The organism is Anaeromassilibacillus sp. An172, assembly GCF_002160515.1.
Lineage (GTDB): Bacteria > Bacillota > Clostridia > Oscillospirales > Acutalibacteraceae > Limousia > Limousia pullorum.
Window position 1 is genome coordinate 1 of sequence record NZ_NFKS01000006.1, and the last position, 13,973, is coordinate 13,973.

At 41.3% G+C, this 13,973-nt stretch carries 13 protein-coding genes; 11 read left to right on the forward strand and 2 right to left on the reverse strand.

The window, feature by feature from the left end; all coding sequences use genetic code 11:
• Positions 1-142: 142 nt before the first annotated feature.
• Entirely contained in the window at positions 143-736 is a 594-nt protein-coding gene (gene lexA / locus B5F08_RS04145; RefSeq protein WP_242968267.1) for a transcriptional repressor LexA, read from the reverse strand.
• A gap of 259 nt (positions 737-995) precedes the next feature.
• On the opposite strand from lexA, the gene B5F08_RS04150 reads away from it, so the two are divergent.
• The 7 genes from B5F08_RS04150 (at position 996) to B5F08_RS04180 (ending at position 8,015) form a co-directional block, all read left to right on the forward strand.
• Positions 996-1,286 carry a DUF2325 domain-containing protein gene (locus B5F08_RS04150; protein WP_087376668.1) on the forward strand — a complete coding sequence of 97 codons (291 nt, stop codon included), beginning with the start codon at positions 996-998 and terminating at the stop codon, positions 1,284-1,286.
• The gene (locus tag B5F08_RS04155) at positions 1,283-1,840 is read left to right on the forward strand and encodes a DUF3793 family protein (RefSeq protein ID WP_087376670.1); all 558 of its coding nucleotides are present in this window, start codon (positions 1,283-1,285) and stop codon (positions 1,838-1,840) included. Before B5F08_RS04150 ends, B5F08_RS04155 begins: the two co-directional genes overlap by 4 nt.
• Positions 1,841-1,954: 114 nt before the next feature.
• On the forward strand, positions 1,955-2,302 hold the full coding sequence (locus B5F08_RS04160) for a phenylpyruvate tautomerase MIF-related protein (RefSeq protein ID WP_158096212.1): 348 nt from the start codon (positions 1,955-1,957) through the stop codon (positions 2,300-2,302).
• Between the two features lie 13 nt (positions 2,303-2,315).
• Positions 2,316-2,870 carry a phosphodiesterase gene (yfcE, locus tag B5F08_RS04165; RefSeq protein ID WP_087376673.1) on the forward strand — a complete coding sequence of 185 codons (555 nt, stop codon included), beginning with the start codon at positions 2,316-2,318 and terminating at the stop codon, positions 2,868-2,870.
• Between the two features lie 67 nt (positions 2,871-2,937).
• Positions 2,938-3,390: a methylated-DNA--[protein]-cysteine S-methyltransferase gene (locus B5F08_RS04170; RefSeq protein ID WP_087376675.1), complete on the forward strand. Its 453-nt coding sequence runs from the start codon at positions 2,938-2,940 to the stop codon at positions 3,388-3,390.
• Between the two features lie 97 nt (positions 3,391-3,487).
• Positions 3,488-4,105 (forward strand): TetR/AcrR family transcriptional regulator, encoded by a 618-nt coding sequence (locus B5F08_RS04175; protein ID WP_087376677.1) that lies wholly within the window; start codon positions 3,488-3,490, stop codon positions 4,103-4,105.
• Entirely contained in the window at positions 4,098-8,015 is a 3,918-nt protein-coding gene (locus B5F08_RS04180; RefSeq protein WP_087376679.1) for an efflux RND transporter permease subunit, read from the forward strand. The genes B5F08_RS04175 and B5F08_RS04180 overlap by 8 nt, the downstream gene beginning before the upstream one ends.
• Before the next feature lie 333 nt (positions 8,016-8,348).
• On the opposite strand, the gene B5F08_RS04185 is transcribed toward B5F08_RS04180, so the two are convergent.
• The gene (locus B5F08_RS04185) at positions 8,349-9,722 is read right to left on the reverse strand and encodes a glycine--tRNA ligase (protein ID WP_087376681.1); all 1,374 of its coding nucleotides are present in this window, start codon (positions 9,720-9,722) and stop codon (positions 8,349-8,351) included.
• Between the two features lie 224 nt (positions 9,723-9,946).
• On the opposite strand from B5F08_RS04185, the gene B5F08_RS04190 reads away from it, so the two are divergent.
• The 4 genes from B5F08_RS04190 (at position 9,947) to B5F08_RS04205 (ending at position 13,957) form a co-directional block, all read left to right on the forward strand.
• On the forward strand, positions 9,947-10,537 hold the full coding sequence (locus B5F08_RS04190; RefSeq protein WP_087376683.1) for a cyclase family protein: 591 nt from the start codon (positions 9,947-9,949) through the stop codon (positions 10,535-10,537).
• A gap of 48 nt (positions 10,538-10,585) precedes the next feature.
• Positions 10,586-12,535 (forward strand): hypothetical protein, encoded by a 1,950-nt coding sequence (locus B5F08_RS04195; RefSeq protein WP_087376685.1) that lies wholly within the window; start codon positions 10,586-10,588, stop codon positions 12,533-12,535.
• 101 nt (positions 12,536-12,636) lie between these two features.
• Entirely contained in the window at positions 12,637-13,290 is a 654-nt protein-coding gene (locus B5F08_RS04200) for an HAD family hydrolase (RefSeq protein WP_087376686.1), read from the forward strand.
• Between the two features lie 16 nt (positions 13,291-13,306).
• Positions 13,307-13,957 carry an epoxyqueuosine reductase QueH gene (locus B5F08_RS04205; RefSeq protein ID WP_087376688.1) on the forward strand — a complete coding sequence of 217 codons (651 nt, stop codon included), beginning with the start codon at positions 13,307-13,309 and terminating at the stop codon, positions 13,955-13,957.
• Positions 13,958-13,973 lie beyond the last annotated feature (16 nt).

Genomic DNA, 13,973 nt, shown 5'->3' on the forward strand with positions numbered 1-13,973 from the left:
CTCTGTTTTTTCTGTTTTTCTCTATCATTTTTATCACCTGCTTCTATTTTACCACTTTTATCGAAAAAAGCCCAGCGAAAGCTGAGCTTTTTCGACAGGCTGAAGCCGTGTTTTTAAACACGGCTTTTTTGTTTGTTCTGTATCAGTAGTAGCGAAGAAGAGATACTATCTTTCCCAAAATAGTCAAGTTGTCTGTTATAATCGGTTCAAAGGCATCATTTTCCGGCTGAAGACGGAAACGACCGTCCTCTTTGAAAAATCTTTTTACAGTGGCTTCCTCGTCAATTAAAGCAACAACGATGTCGCCGTTTTCTGCGGTATTTGACTGATTTACAATTACAATGTCGCCGTCATAAATTCCGGCATTTTTCATGCTTTCTCCCACAACACGCAGAGCGAAAAGATTTCTGCCACGGCGGAAGCTTTCGCTTATAGGAATGTATGTTTCAACTTCTTCAATGGCAAGGATAGGGAGTCCGGCGGTAACTTTGCCAACGAGAGGGACTTGTGCGGTTGCTCCTATTTTGTTAATTTTAATACATCTGTTGCAGCCTTTTTCCCTTTCGATAAGACCTTTGCTTTCAAGGGTCTTGAGATGGGCGTGTACCGTGGAGGTAGAGTGCAGACCGGTAGCTTCACAAATTTCCCTTACAGAAGGAACTCTTCCTTGTGAATTGCAGGACAAAAGGTAATCGTATACAAGTTTACAACTGTTTCCTAATTGTTTCATTATCATAACCTCCAATCTTATATACATATTATAACATATACTTTTACAAAAATCAAACATTTGTTTTTCGATTTCTTGAATTTTTTGAAAAAAATTTGTGAAAAATTTTTGCTTTTTGTTTTTTTCTGATTGACAGAGGTGAAGAAATGTGATATTATCACTTTAGTTAGACGTAACTAACTAATAGAGCGGTTAATTTTTTAAATGAAATAATATATTTAGACAGTTGAGTTAGCTTAAACAAACCTAAAGGAGGAAAGATTTAATGAGTATCGTTATAGTAGGCGGAAACGAGTGTATGACATGTCAGTATGAAAATATATGTAAAAATTACGGCTGCAAGGCTAAGGTGTTTACTAAAGAAAAAGGAATGTTAAAGAAAAAATTGGGAAAACCGGACCTTATGGTGCTTTTCACCTCAACGGTGTCCCATAAAATGGCACTTTCCGCCTGTAAGGAAGCCAAAAGGTGCAACATTCCTTTGTGCAGATGCAGTGGAAGCAGTGCCTCTGCTCTTCACGATTTGCTGTGCCGCCATGTGGGAGTAAAATCATGAGTGAGATGCTTTTAATAGAACACTGTGCCCCGACCTTGGCGAGAATAAAAACCGCCAATCTTTTTAGCTGTACCTACAGTGACACAAAGACGCTGATATATTTTTTGATATATTGGAATAAAAATCTCAATCCCAAAGGTGTATATTTAAAGCTGATGAAGGCGGCGGGAAACAGGGCTTTGATTTATGTTTTCAGAAAAATGGGACTTGAAAAGGATTTAAAGGATGAACAGGCAAACCGCTATTTAAAAAAATTAGGCTATAACACGGACAGTACAGATGAGGTTCTTAATTTTCTGAAAAAAAGAATTTGCACACAGGATGATTTTCCACACGAAATAGGCTTCTTTTTGGGATATCCCCCGGAGGATGTTGTGGGGTTTATAGAAAATAACGGTAAAAATTTTAAATTCTGCGGCTGCTGGAAGGTGTACAGCGATGTAAACGAGGCGGAAAAAAGATTTCATATGTACAGAAAGTGCAAAGACGTTTACAAAAAGATTTACAACTGCGGAAAGTCGGTAAATATGCTAACTGTTCCTGTAAAAGGCTGAAAATTTCCCAAAATTTACAGGTTTTTGTTGTAAGTAAAAGTGGAATATGTTATTATCTTATTGATATGGTTTTAAAGTCATATGAAGTTTTACTTTGAAAAGGGAGATGTAAATATGCCTTATATTCAGACAAAAACAAATATTCCAATAACAGAGGAACAGGAAATTAAGCTTAAATCAGAGATGGGAAAGCTTATCGAGCTTTATCCGGGAAAAACAGAAAGCAGACTTATGCTGGGCTTTGAGGATAACTGCCGTCTTTGGTTCGGCGGTAAGAACGATACACCTATTGCCTTTGTTCAGGTTATGCTTTTCGGCAACGAGGTAAACAGAGAGGGTGCGGATAAGCTCACTTCGGCAATCTCAAAGCTTTTAAAAGACGTGCTCAATATAGAAAGCAATAAGATTTATATAAATTACAGTGCATTTGCCAACTGGGGCAGCAACGGCGCTAATTTCTGATTGAGGTAAAATTATGAAATATTTTATCGCATCGGATATACACGGCTCATCATTTTACTGTGAGAAAATGCTCAAGGCCTTTGAAATGGAAAAGGCGGATAAAATTCTTTTGCTGGGCGATATTCTCTATCACGGCCCAAGAAACGACCTGCCGAAAAATTATGCTCCAAAAGAGGTTATTGCAATGCTTAATCCTCTCAAGGATAAAATTTTCTGCGTAAGAGGAAACTGCGACACAGAGGTTGACCAGATGGTTCTTGATTTCCCGATTTTGGCGGAATACTGCCTGCTGTGTGAAAAAGGCAAAATGATTTTTGCAACCCACGGTCATAAATTCAATTTGCAGAACAAGCCAAACCTTGAAAAAGGTTCTGTGCTTCTCCACGGACACACCCACGTTCCCGCATGTGTGGAAACAGAAACCTTCACATATATTAACCCGGGTTCTGTGTCAATCCCAAAGGAAAACAGCCGCCACAGCTACATGACGCTGGAGGACGGAGTTTTTCTGTGGAAATCTTTGGAGGATGATTCCTTCGGAGAAATCGAAAAAGAATTTAGATTGTAATTGAAGTAAGAAACATAGATAGAGTTTTTCTGTCTGTGTTTCTTTGTTTTTTGGAAAGGTGATAATAATGATTAAAACTGAATACGGGTATTTTTATTCCTGCTGGGAGGGGGAATATCTTTCGGAGCTTAAATATTTTAGAAATAATGAAACGGGCAATGACTGTGAGCCTATGGATGCAAGGGAAAAAGAGCTGGAAAAACAGCTTAGGGAATATATGAACGGAGAAAGAAAAAGCTTTTCGATTCCTTTAAACCCTAACGGCACACCGTTTCAAAAAAAGGTCTGGAATGAGCTTTTGAAAATCCCTTACGGAGAGGTTAGAACCTACGGAGAAATCGCCAAGGCTGTGGGATGTCCCAAAGGAGCCAGGGCGGTGGGTTTAGCCTGCAACAAAAATCCCATAATAATATTGATACCATGTCATAGAGTGGTTGGAAAAAGCGGCAGGCTTACGGGCTATGCCTGCGGAATAGATGTAAAGGAAAAATTTCTTTCTTTGGAAAATGCAAAGCTTTAAAGAGGGTTGACAAGGATAAACTGTGATATTATAATGGTGACATAATGTCATATGACAGATTGTCGCATGATGTAGAAAAAGGGAAAGGCGGTCAATAATGATAAAGAAAACTTTTTTAAATCTTCCCACGGAAAAAAGGGACAGAATTATCCGTGAAGTAAAAAGGGAATTTGCGGATCATCCTGTGGATAAAATCTCCATAAACAGAATTATCCAAAGGGCTAAAATTTCCAGAGGCAGTTTTTATCAGTACTTTGACGATAAGATGGACTTAATAACCGTTGTCACCGGGGAATTTTCCAATCATATGTATGAAATCATTGCAAATTCAATGAAGGAAAGCGGAGAAAATGTTTTTCAGCTTCCTATTGATATGTTTAACGGAACAATGGAATTTGTACAGCGTGGAAATAATTTTGAAATTTATAAAAATCTTTTTGCCAACATCAAGGCAAACGGAGATGATTTGAGCGAGTATTTTTCCTGTCTTAGCAAGGAAAAGCTTCAGGAATTGTCTGAGATAGTGAACAGAACACAGAAAAATATGGATCAAAAGGAATCTAAAGCCTTGAGAGAAATTCTGTTTTTGGTGTTGAGAGGCGCAATATTTGACGTTTTTGCAAGAGGAAAGGATATAAAGGAAGTCGGAGAATCCCTTGAGATGAAAATAAATCTTATTAAAAAATGTGTCGGGGAGGAAAATCCTAATGGTTAAATTCAGTGTAAAAAAGCCGCTTACTGTTTTTGTGGCGGTTATTCTTGTGCTGGTTTTGGGATTTACCGCATATTTTGAGATGACGCCGGATTTGCTTCCGAACCTTGATTTTCCATATGCGGTTGTCATAACAACTTACCCGGGAGCAAGCCCGGAGCAGGTGGAAACAACTGTGACAAAGCCGCTGGAGCAATCCATGGCTACATTGGATAAGATAAAAAATATAACCTCCACATCCTCTGAAAACTATTCAATGGTTATGATGGAGTTTTCAGAAGATGCAAACATGGACAGCATAACAGTTGATATCCGTGGAAACATCGATAAGGTAAAAGGCTATTGGCCGGAGGAGGTTTCAACTCCTATACTTATGAAGATAAACCCCAATATGCTTCCGGTAACTGTTGCGGCGGTAAGCTATGAGGGCAAGGACACGGCGGAGCTTTCAAACTTTATAAACGACAGCATAATGAACAACCTTGAGGGAGTTGAGGGCGTGGCCTCGGTGAGCGCCTCGGGACTTTTGGAACAGGGCGTAAACGTGGTGATTTCTCAGGAAAAAATCGACGGCGTTAACCAAAAGATACAGGACGCCATAGAGGGAAAGTTTGACGAAGCCAGAGAAGAAATAGACAGCGCAAAAACAGAGATAGACAGCGGACTTGCTCAGGCTCAAAGCGGTCAGCAGGAGCTTGTATACAGCAAGGAACAGCTTGAACAAAAGGAGCAGGAGGCGCAGTCACAGCTTTCACAGGCGGAAAGCGAGCTGGACGCAAAAGCTCAGGAGCTTGCACAAGCCAAATTGCAGCTGATAGAGGGAATAAACCAGATTGAAAGTCAGAAAGAAAGTTTAAACGCAGTTTATTCCCAGGTATTGCAGATAGTTGAATCAAAAGATGAGCTGTTGGCTGCAAGAGAGGAGCTTGCCCAGCAACTTGAGAAGCTGGAAAGCGAGGGCTTAGGTGACAGCGAGGAAGCTGTCGAAATAAAAAATAAGATAGCGGAAATTGACAGCACCTTTGATGCGATAAACGCTATATTGGAACCGCTGGGATATTCAGTAGATACAATAGACGAGGCTGCAACATACCTTGAACAGCAGATAGAAAGTCTGAATACAGCGGAAAAGGAATTGCAGGATAAGCTTGCCCTTACAGAACAGGGGGAAGTTTCCTTACAGCAGGCACAGGATGAGCTGGAAGCTCAGAAAAACAATGTTAATTCCCAGATTCAGTCGGGAAAGAACCAGATTTCCGGAGCGGAAAGCCAGCTCAATTCAACTATTGACCAGCTTAATCAGGCGAAGAGCCAGCTTGACGCATCTTCTGCGGAAATTGATGAGCAGGAACAGCAGGCTCTTGATGGTGCAGACATAAGCGAAACAATAACAATGGATATGGTTTCCTCAATTCTCACAGCTCAGAACTTTTCAATGCCCTCGGGCTATGTAAACGATACAGAGGGAACACAGTACCTTGTGAGGGTTGGAGACGAGTTTTCCGATATAACGGAAATGGAAAATCTCCAGCTTTTCGATATGGGAATTGAGGGGCTTGACCCGATAAAGCTTTCCGATGTGGCAGATGTATTTATAACGGATAATTCCGACGAAATTTTTGCAAAGATAAACGGAGCGGACGGCGTGCTTTTGAGCTTTACAAAGCAGTCAAACTACGCCACAGCCGATGTTTCCGACAATATATCCGAAAGATTTAAGGAGCTTTCGGAGAAATATCCGGGACTTGAATTTATTTCACTTATGAGTCAGGGCGATTATATTCACCTGATTATAGACGGCGTTATAAACAATATGATATTGGGCGCAGTCTTTGCCATTATAGTGCTTTTGTTCTTCTTAAAAGACGTAAAGCCAACCTTGGTTATTGCAGTTTCAATACCTATAAGCGTGATTTTTGCCATTGTGCTTATGTATTTCAGCGGAGTTACACTTAATATGATTTCACTGTCAGGACTTGCAATAGGCGTGGGTATGCTGGTTGATAACTCGGTTGTTGTAATTGAAAATATTTACAGACTGAGAAATTTGGGAGTTCCTGCCCATGCGGCGGCTGTAAAGGGAGCAAAGGAGATGGCGGCTGCCATAACCTCTTCAACTCTCACAACGGTTTGTGTTTTCCTGCCTATTGTGTTTATACAGGGAATTACAAAACAGCTTTTTGTGGATATGGCTCTAACAATAGCCTATTCACTGCTTGCAAGCTTGATTGTGGCTTTGACACTTGTTCCGGCTTTGAGCAGTACGGCTTTAAAGAAAACAACCACAAAAGAGCACAAGTGGTTAGATAAAGCCTTAAAGGCTTACGAAAAATCAATACAGTTTACCCTGCGCCACAGAGGACTTGCACTGCTCGCCGCATTTTTGCTTTTGGTGGGAAGCACCGTGGGCGCATTGGCAAGAGGTTTCAGCTTTATGCCGGACATGAGCAGTAACCAGATTTCAATAACTGCAACTTTGCCTTATGACAGCTCCTATGAGGACACAGAGCAGACGGCGCAGGCTATTTTGGATGTTATGGAAAGCTATCCGCAGTTTGAAACAACCGCTTCAATGGCAGGAAATATGAGTTCTGTTATGGGAATGGCGGGAACTTCCGACAACACAGGAAGCGTAACAGCCTACGGAGTTTTAAAGGACGAATACGCCAAGGACAGCTCCGAGATTTCAAAAAGTCTTGAAAAGGATTTGGAAAATATAAATGCTGAAATAACAGTAAGCGGCGGTTCTTCCATGTCCTCTATGTCAACCCTTATGGGGGGAACAGGCGTTACCGTAAATATTTACGGCGACGATTTGGACACAATGAAGCAGACCGCCGAAAGCGTTGCAGAAACCCTTTCCCAGATAGAGGGAATAGGCGAGGTTGACAGCGGAACAAAGGAAACAACACCGGTTATTAAAATCACCGTTGACAAGGAAAAAGCCTCGGAAAACGGCTTGACAGTGGCTCAGGTTTACGCAGCAGTTAACGAACAGCTTAGCTGGTCAAAAACCGCAACCTCACTTAAAAACAGCGACGGTTCATCCCTGGACGTTATTGTAATTGATGAGAACAAGGAGAATACAACTTCAGATGATATTTCCAATATGACATTGACGGTTACAGGAATGGACGGAGAGGAAAAAGAAATACAGCTTGCTGAGGTTGCCTCCGTATCAGAGCAAACCTCACCTGATTCAATTTCAAGGGATAATCAGAGAAGATATGTTACAGTTACCGCAGAGGTTAAGGACGGCTATATTTTAAGTCAGGTTTCCTCAGAGGTTGAAACAAAGCTGGAAAGCTTTGAAATGCCTGCGGGCTTCTCCTATGAGATTTCCGGAGAAAACGCCTCCACCATGGAAGCTATATGGCAGGTGCTTAAAATGCTTGCCCTTGCCATTGTGTTTATCTACCTTATAATGGTTGCCCAGTTCCAGAACTTCAAGTCGCCGTTTATAGTTATGTTCACAATTCCTCTTGTGTTCACCGGAGGATTTTTGGCACTGCTCATCACCGGCAACGACGTCAGCGTTATGTCACTTTTGGGATTTGTAATGCTCAGCGGTATCATAGTAAACAACGGTATTGTGCTTATTGACTGCATAAACAGACTGCAAATCGACGAGGGCATGACAAAGAAAGAAGCTATTGTAAAGGCAGGAGTTATAAGAATGAGACCTATTCTTATGACAGCCCTTACCACAGTTTTAGGCTTGTCGGTTATGGCTTTGGGAATAGGCACAGGCTCTGAGATGATGCAGCCTGTAGCCATAGTCTGCATAGGCGGACTTATATACGCCACATTTATGACACTGTATATAGTGCCTGTAATGTACGACCTTATGAATAAAAAGCCCCCAAAAGCCGTTAAGGATGAGGACTTGGAATTTGAGATAGAAAATATTTAAAACAATAAGAACCGTGGTTCATAAATTTGAGCCACGGTTTTGTTCTGTAAAAGAATTTTTTGAAATTAGTGATAATAAAATACAACATATAATTCCATAAAAGAAAAAACCGCCACGACTATAAATAACCGTGGCGGTAAAATTATAATTTAAAAATGAAACCCAATCGAGAGCGAGCCATTCCAAAAATTAAGGAAAACGTCTCGCTCGACCTGTGCATAGGCTAATTCCAAATGTTAAGTCATGCAGGTCGGAAATAAAATACAAGGTCTCGCCCGACCTGAAACGGGAGTTAATTTTTAAATCCGCCCTTTGCAGATCGGAAATAAAAAATTAAAATTCGAGTTTTTTCTCGATGTAGGAAACGAGGTCGGAGATTGCTATTCTTTCCTGTGCCATTGTGTCTCTGTCACGTACTGTTACACAGCCGTCCTCAAGGGACTCAAAGTCATAGGTGATGCAGAATGGTGTTCCGATTTCGTCCTGTCTGCGGTAACGCTTACCGATTGAACCTGCGTCGTCGTACTCAACCATGAAGTGCTTGGAAAGCATTTCTCTTACTTCGTCTGCCTTGTCGCCAAGCTTCTTGGAAAGCGGGAGAATTGCTGCCTTGTAAGGAGCAAGTGCAGGATGGAGACGGAGAACAACTCTTGTGTCCTTTTCGTCGATTTCTTCCTCGTCGTATGCGTCGCAGAGGAATGCCAAAGCTACACGGTCAGCACCCAGAGACGGCTCAACAACGTATGGAACATAACGTGTGTTGTCTGTTGGGTCAAAGTAGTCGAGGCTCTTGCCTGAATGGTTGATGTGCTGTGTGAGGTCGTAGTCTGTTCTGTCAGCAATACCCCAAAGCTCGCCCCAACCGAATGGGAAGAGGAACTCGATGTCTGTTGTAGCCTTTGAATAGAAAGAAAGCTCTTCCTTTTCGTGGTCTCTGAGACGGATGTTCTCTTCTCTCAAACCCAGGTTCAAAAGCCAGTTCTTGCAGAAGTCCTTCCAGTAGTAGAACCACTCAAGGTCTGTGTCAGGCTTGCAGAAGAACTCAAGCTCCATCTGCTCAAACTCTCTTGTTCTGAAAGTGAAGTTTCCCGGAGTGATTTCGTTTCTGAAAGACTTACCAATCTGAGCAACACCGAATGGGATTTTCTTTCTTGTTGTTCTTGCGATGTTTGCAAAGTTTACGAAAATACCCTGAGCTGTTTCAGGTCTCAAGTAAAGCTCGTTTTTAGCGTCTTCTGTAACACCCTGGAAAGTTTTGAACATAAGGTTAAACTTTCTGATGTCTGTAAAGTTTGTGCCGCCGCAGTCAGGGCATGCGATTTTGTTTTCTTTGATGAAATCAGCCATTTGCTCCAAAGTCATGCCGTTTGGATCTGCGCCGAAGTCCTCGATGAGCTTGTCAGCACGGTGACGGGTTTTGCAGTCCTTACAGTCCATAAGAGGGTCAGAGAAACCGCCTACGTGACCGGAAGCTACCCATGTCTGAGGATTCATAAGGATAGCTGAGTCAAGTCCTACATTGTACTTGCTTTCCTGTACGAATTTCTTAAGCCATGCCTTTTTTACGTTATTTTTGAATTCAACACCGAGAGGGCCGTAGTCCCAAGTGTTGGAAAGTCCGCCGTAAATTTCAGAGCCTGAGTAAACATAGCCTCTGTTTTTGCATAAAGCAACAATTTTTTCCATAGTCTTCTTACTGTTATCCATTGCCTATTCCTCCATAAGTTATTATAACAGATGTATACCTTTTAATAGTACATTTTCATTCCCTTAATGTCAAGGAGAATTTTATATTTTTATGGAATATAGTGACGGTTTCAACGGAAAAAATATAAAAAGCACCTTGTTGTTTTATGAAAATATGTTATAATTATTATGAATACAACTATAGTATCTTTGAAATTATGAGATACATATGAGGGGGCTTTCAGATGATAATTCATGATATTTCAAGGGACCTCAACGGATGCGAGGTTTATCCGGGCGATCCTGAAACCCAGATTCGATTTCTGAAACATCTTGACAACGGGGATGAGTATACACTTTCTGTTATAGGAACTTGCTCTCATGCGGCTACCCATATAGACGCACCAAGTCATTTTTATGCAGACGGACGTACCCTTGACCAGCTTCCTCTTTCTACTTTTTACGGTAAATGTACGGTGATTACAATAAGCGGAGTTTTGACCGGCGCAGATATGGAAAAGCTTTTGCCCTACTGCAAAAATAAAATTTTGCTTCACGGACAGGGAAAGGCATATATTTCCTCAAGCGCCGCCATTGTGCTTTCTGAAAGCAATGTGAGCCTTATAGGCACTGATGCTCTTTCAATAGCTCCGGAATTTGACGAGGAAAAAACACATCTTGAGCTTGCAAAAAGCTCTATTGCTGTTTTGGAGGGTCTTGACCTTGAGGGAATTGAGGACGGAGAATATGTGCTCAGCGCATTTCCTATAAGAATTTCAAAGGTTGAAGCCGCACCGTGCAGGGCTATTCTTTTTCAGCAGGAAAAAGGATTTTAAACTGAAAACAGACGGAACTTTATTTTACGGTTATGGAAGGTGATATAATTGAAAAAAGTCATATCAATATCTGTAGCGCTGGTTATCCTGTTATCTACAGTATTTCTGTTTTCGGGATGTAACTGGGGAGGCTTGCAGGTAACCTCAAAGCTTACTATTGACGAAAATTTTAGCGGAAGCAGAACGGTTACTTTTGCTGTTCCGGAGTCTGTGTATTCGGAAAATCTTGACAGTAATATAAAAGAGGCGGCACCTGTAACTGAGGACGGCACGGTTACTTTGGGATATTCCGATTTGGAAGAGGGCGGAACAGAATATACACTCTCAATATATTTCAGCTCTCAAAGCGATTATGTTTCAAGAATGGAAAGTCTTTTGGGAAGAGATGTTTCCGTAAATCTTGCCCAGCCCGATAACATTATGGCTAAAGGTGTGAGATATACCGAAAATTTCAACACAACAGAGCTTTTGGCATGGCTGGAACCGGTGCTTGAAGAGGACGACAAGGCTTTTGGAATGTCCCTTGAATGTAAGGGTACAGTAGCAGAGATAGAGGGCTTGGAGTACGAAACAAAGCCTACAATGGATATAAACACCATTGAGGGTCAGCCTTTGCAGTCAATAAAGGTGTATACAAAAAACAATAAAGACGGAACCTACGACAGAACATTTACAATACTTATGGATTCCAACCTGTATAAAACAGTGGGAAATCAGATAAACTTCTACTTTGAAGCGGCAACCGATACGGAAATAGCAGACAGCCTCCGCTGGACAGAGGTTGATAAAAGCCAGCAGTATCAGGTTGTTTATACAGGTCTTGATATGCAGCAGCTTATAAGCGTCACCAACAGAATGTTTTCTGTAAACGATATAACAATATCCTACGGCGACACAGATAACAGCAGTACCCCGTTTATTGAGGGTCTTGCCTTTGACGAGAAAATCAATCTCAACGCCTATGTGGGAGATAAAAACGGAAATGTTCCAATAAGCTATGAATATGTTCTTCCTGAGGAAACAACCCACGGAACAGCAACTGTTTTAAATACAGGCATTTGGGAGGAACAGGGCGAATGGAGCGGCAACCTTTATTCCTTGCAGTATGAGGGAAACTGTGTTGACATATCCATAAAAGACGGTATCGAATTTCCTGTAGAGAAAATTCAGTACACACTCCAGAGAATAGGCGACGACAACTACCGCAGAGTTACCGAGATATACTATAAAAAAGATGAGGAAAGCCAGTTCTCCGGTGCGGAATACGCCTGCGATTACTTTACAAACAAGGGCGCAGACGCACAGACAAGAACGGAAGATGAATTCGAGGTTTGCAGCCTTTCAATAAAGGGTTCTGCAATAGAACTGAGCATAGCGGAAGCCCAGCTTTTCGGTGGCGGAAACTATTTCAGCCAGACCGTAAGCAATCCGGCTTTGGACATAAGGACAATGACGGAGATCAGAGATTATGTATATATAGCTCCGCTGCTTACAGAGATGAATAAGGAAATTCCTGTTTACTACACAGTATTGCCAAGCGATGATTACAAGGTAAATTATCTTACCGGAACCGACAGCGGCAATGCGGTGAAGAACGAGGACGGAAGCATGACAATCACAATAAAGAACGGTATTTCCGATATCTATGTGGTTCAGTCAACGCCTCATGTGGGAAAAATAATAATCTATATTGTCATTTCAGTTTTGATTACTGCGGCATCTCTGTATATTTTGAGAAAGCTTTATTACAAGAATAAACGTCTGGAAATTCTCGCAAAGAAAAAAGGAGAAGAGGAAAGCTCAGAGTTTATAAAGCTTTCCGACCTGTCTTCATTCCAAAAGGGTCAGAAGATACTGAAAAGCACAGGAAAGAAGATTAAAAAACAGGGAAAAGCTTTTTCCGACTCACGAAAGAAAAAACAGGAAGAGAGAATAAAGAAAAGGGATTTGGAGTTCTTTAACGACGAACTTTACGATGATGACCTTGACGACTTTTGATTTTTCTATAAAAATGTGATATTATAAGAAAAACACCGGCATATGCTCAGCAAGGCTTTATATGCCGGTGTGGTTTTTAAAATGAAAAGAGGACATTTTAAATGTATAAGATAGTTGTTTTTGATTTGGACGGAACTTTGGTAAATTCAATTACAGACCTTGCGCAAAGCGTAAACAAGGGCCTTGTAAAATGCGGACTTCCCGCTCATTCCGTGGAGGAGTACAGATATTTTGTGGGAAACGGCAGAGAGGTTATGCTGAAAAAAGCCATGGGTGAAGAAAACTACAACGACGCCAACAAAGCCGACATAGTGAGAAGTACTTTTGACACGGAGTACGCCGCCCACAGCCTTGACAATACGAAACCATATGAGGGTTGTCTCGAGCTTCTTTCAGAGCTTGACAAAATGGGTATAAAAACAGCGGTTTTGTCAAATAAGCCCGACGAGTTTGTAAGCCGTTTGGTATGCACTCTCTTTCCTAACCATAAATTTGACGCCGCATGGGGTCAGAAGAAAGAGTACAAGAGAAAGCCCAGCGGAGAGGGTCTTTGCGCAATGCTTGAAAAGCTTGGACTTGAGAAAAAAGACTGCTTCTATGTGGGCGACAGCGACGTTGATGTTTTTACGGCTCTTGACGCAGGAGTTGATATGTGCGGAGCTGAATGGGGCTTTCGTGATAAAGAGGAGCTTATAAAAGCCGGCGCAAAAATCACATGCAAAACCCCTTTGGAACTTTTGAACTTTATTAAATAAGAAAGAGGCTTTATATATGAACCCACAGGAAACAAAAAATGTTCCAAAAAGAAATTTTCAGAGGGAAATGGATAAGCTTCTGGAAAATATGAAAAATTCGGGACAGGTAAAAAAATTGTTTTTACACTGCTGCTGTGCTCCTTGCAGCAGCTATGTGCTGGAATATCTGTCAAACTATTTTCAGATAACCGCTTTCTTTTATAATCCAAATATAGATACGGACGAGGAATACTCCTACCGTCAAAGGGAATTGATAAGATTTATAAAGGAAAAAAACTTTGAAAACCCTGTTGAAATAGTCTGCGGCGATTACCGGCCGGAAAAGTTTGAAGACATAGCCAAAGGGTATGAGGACTGCAAAGAGGGCGGAGCAAGATGTATGCGTTGTTTTGACCTTCGACTCAGGGAAACCGCAAAGCTTGCAAAGGAATACAATGCGGACTTTTTTGCCACAACACTTACCGTAAGTCCCTTGAAAAATGCCCAGGCAATAAACGCAATAGGGGAGAAAATAGGAAAGGAATTTGAAATAGAGTATTTGCCCTCTGATTTCAAAAAGAAAAACGGCTACAAAAGAACAATAGAGCTTTCCAGAGAATTTGATTTGTACAGGCAAAATTTCTGTGGGTGCTCCTATTCAAAAAACCAGCAGGAAAAGATTGATTGAAAAATTTAGATTATAA

Coding starts and splice junctions, on each gene's coding strand:
- B5F08_RS04185 (WP_087376681.1), bottom strand. CDS start 9,722: ATGGATAACAGTAAGAAGACTATGGAAAAAATTGTTGCTTTATGCAAA.
- B5F08_RS04200 (WP_087376686.1), top strand. CDS start 12,637: ATGTATAAGATAGTTGTTTTTGATTTGGACGGAACTTTGGTAAATTCA.
- B5F08_RS04175 (WP_087376677.1), top strand. CDS start 3,488: ATGATAAAGAAAACTTTTTTAAATCTTCCCACGGAAAAAAGGGACAGA.
- B5F08_RS04155 (WP_087376670.1), top strand. CDS start 1,283: ATGAGTGAGATGCTTTTAATAGAACACTGTGCCCCGACCTTGGCGAGA.
- B5F08_RS04190 (WP_087376683.1), top strand. CDS start 9,947: ATGATAATTCATGATATTTCAAGGGACCTCAACGGATGCGAGGTTTAT.
- B5F08_RS04205 (WP_087376688.1), top strand. CDS start 13,307: ATGAACCCACAGGAAACAAAAAATGTTCCAAAAAGAAATTTTCAGAGG.
- B5F08_RS04170 (WP_087376675.1), top strand. CDS start 2,938: ATGATTAAAACTGAATACGGGTATTTTTATTCCTGCTGGGAGGGGGAA.
- B5F08_RS04150 (WP_087376668.1), top strand. CDS start 996: ATGAGTATCGTTATAGTAGGCGGAAACGAGTGTATGACATGTCAGTAT.
- lexA (WP_242968267.1), bottom strand. CDS start 736: ATGATAATGAAACAATTAGGAAACAGTTGTAAACTTGTATACGATTAC.
- B5F08_RS04180 (WP_087376679.1), top strand. CDS start 4,098: ATGGTTAAATTCAGTGTAAAAAAGCCGCTTACTGTTTTTGTGGCGGTT.
- yfcE (WP_087376673.1), top strand. CDS start 2,316: ATGAAATATTTTATCGCATCGGATATACACGGCTCATCATTTTACTGT.
- B5F08_RS04160 (WP_158096212.1), top strand. CDS start 1,955: ATGCCTTATATTCAGACAAAAACAAATATTCCAATAACAGAGGAACAG.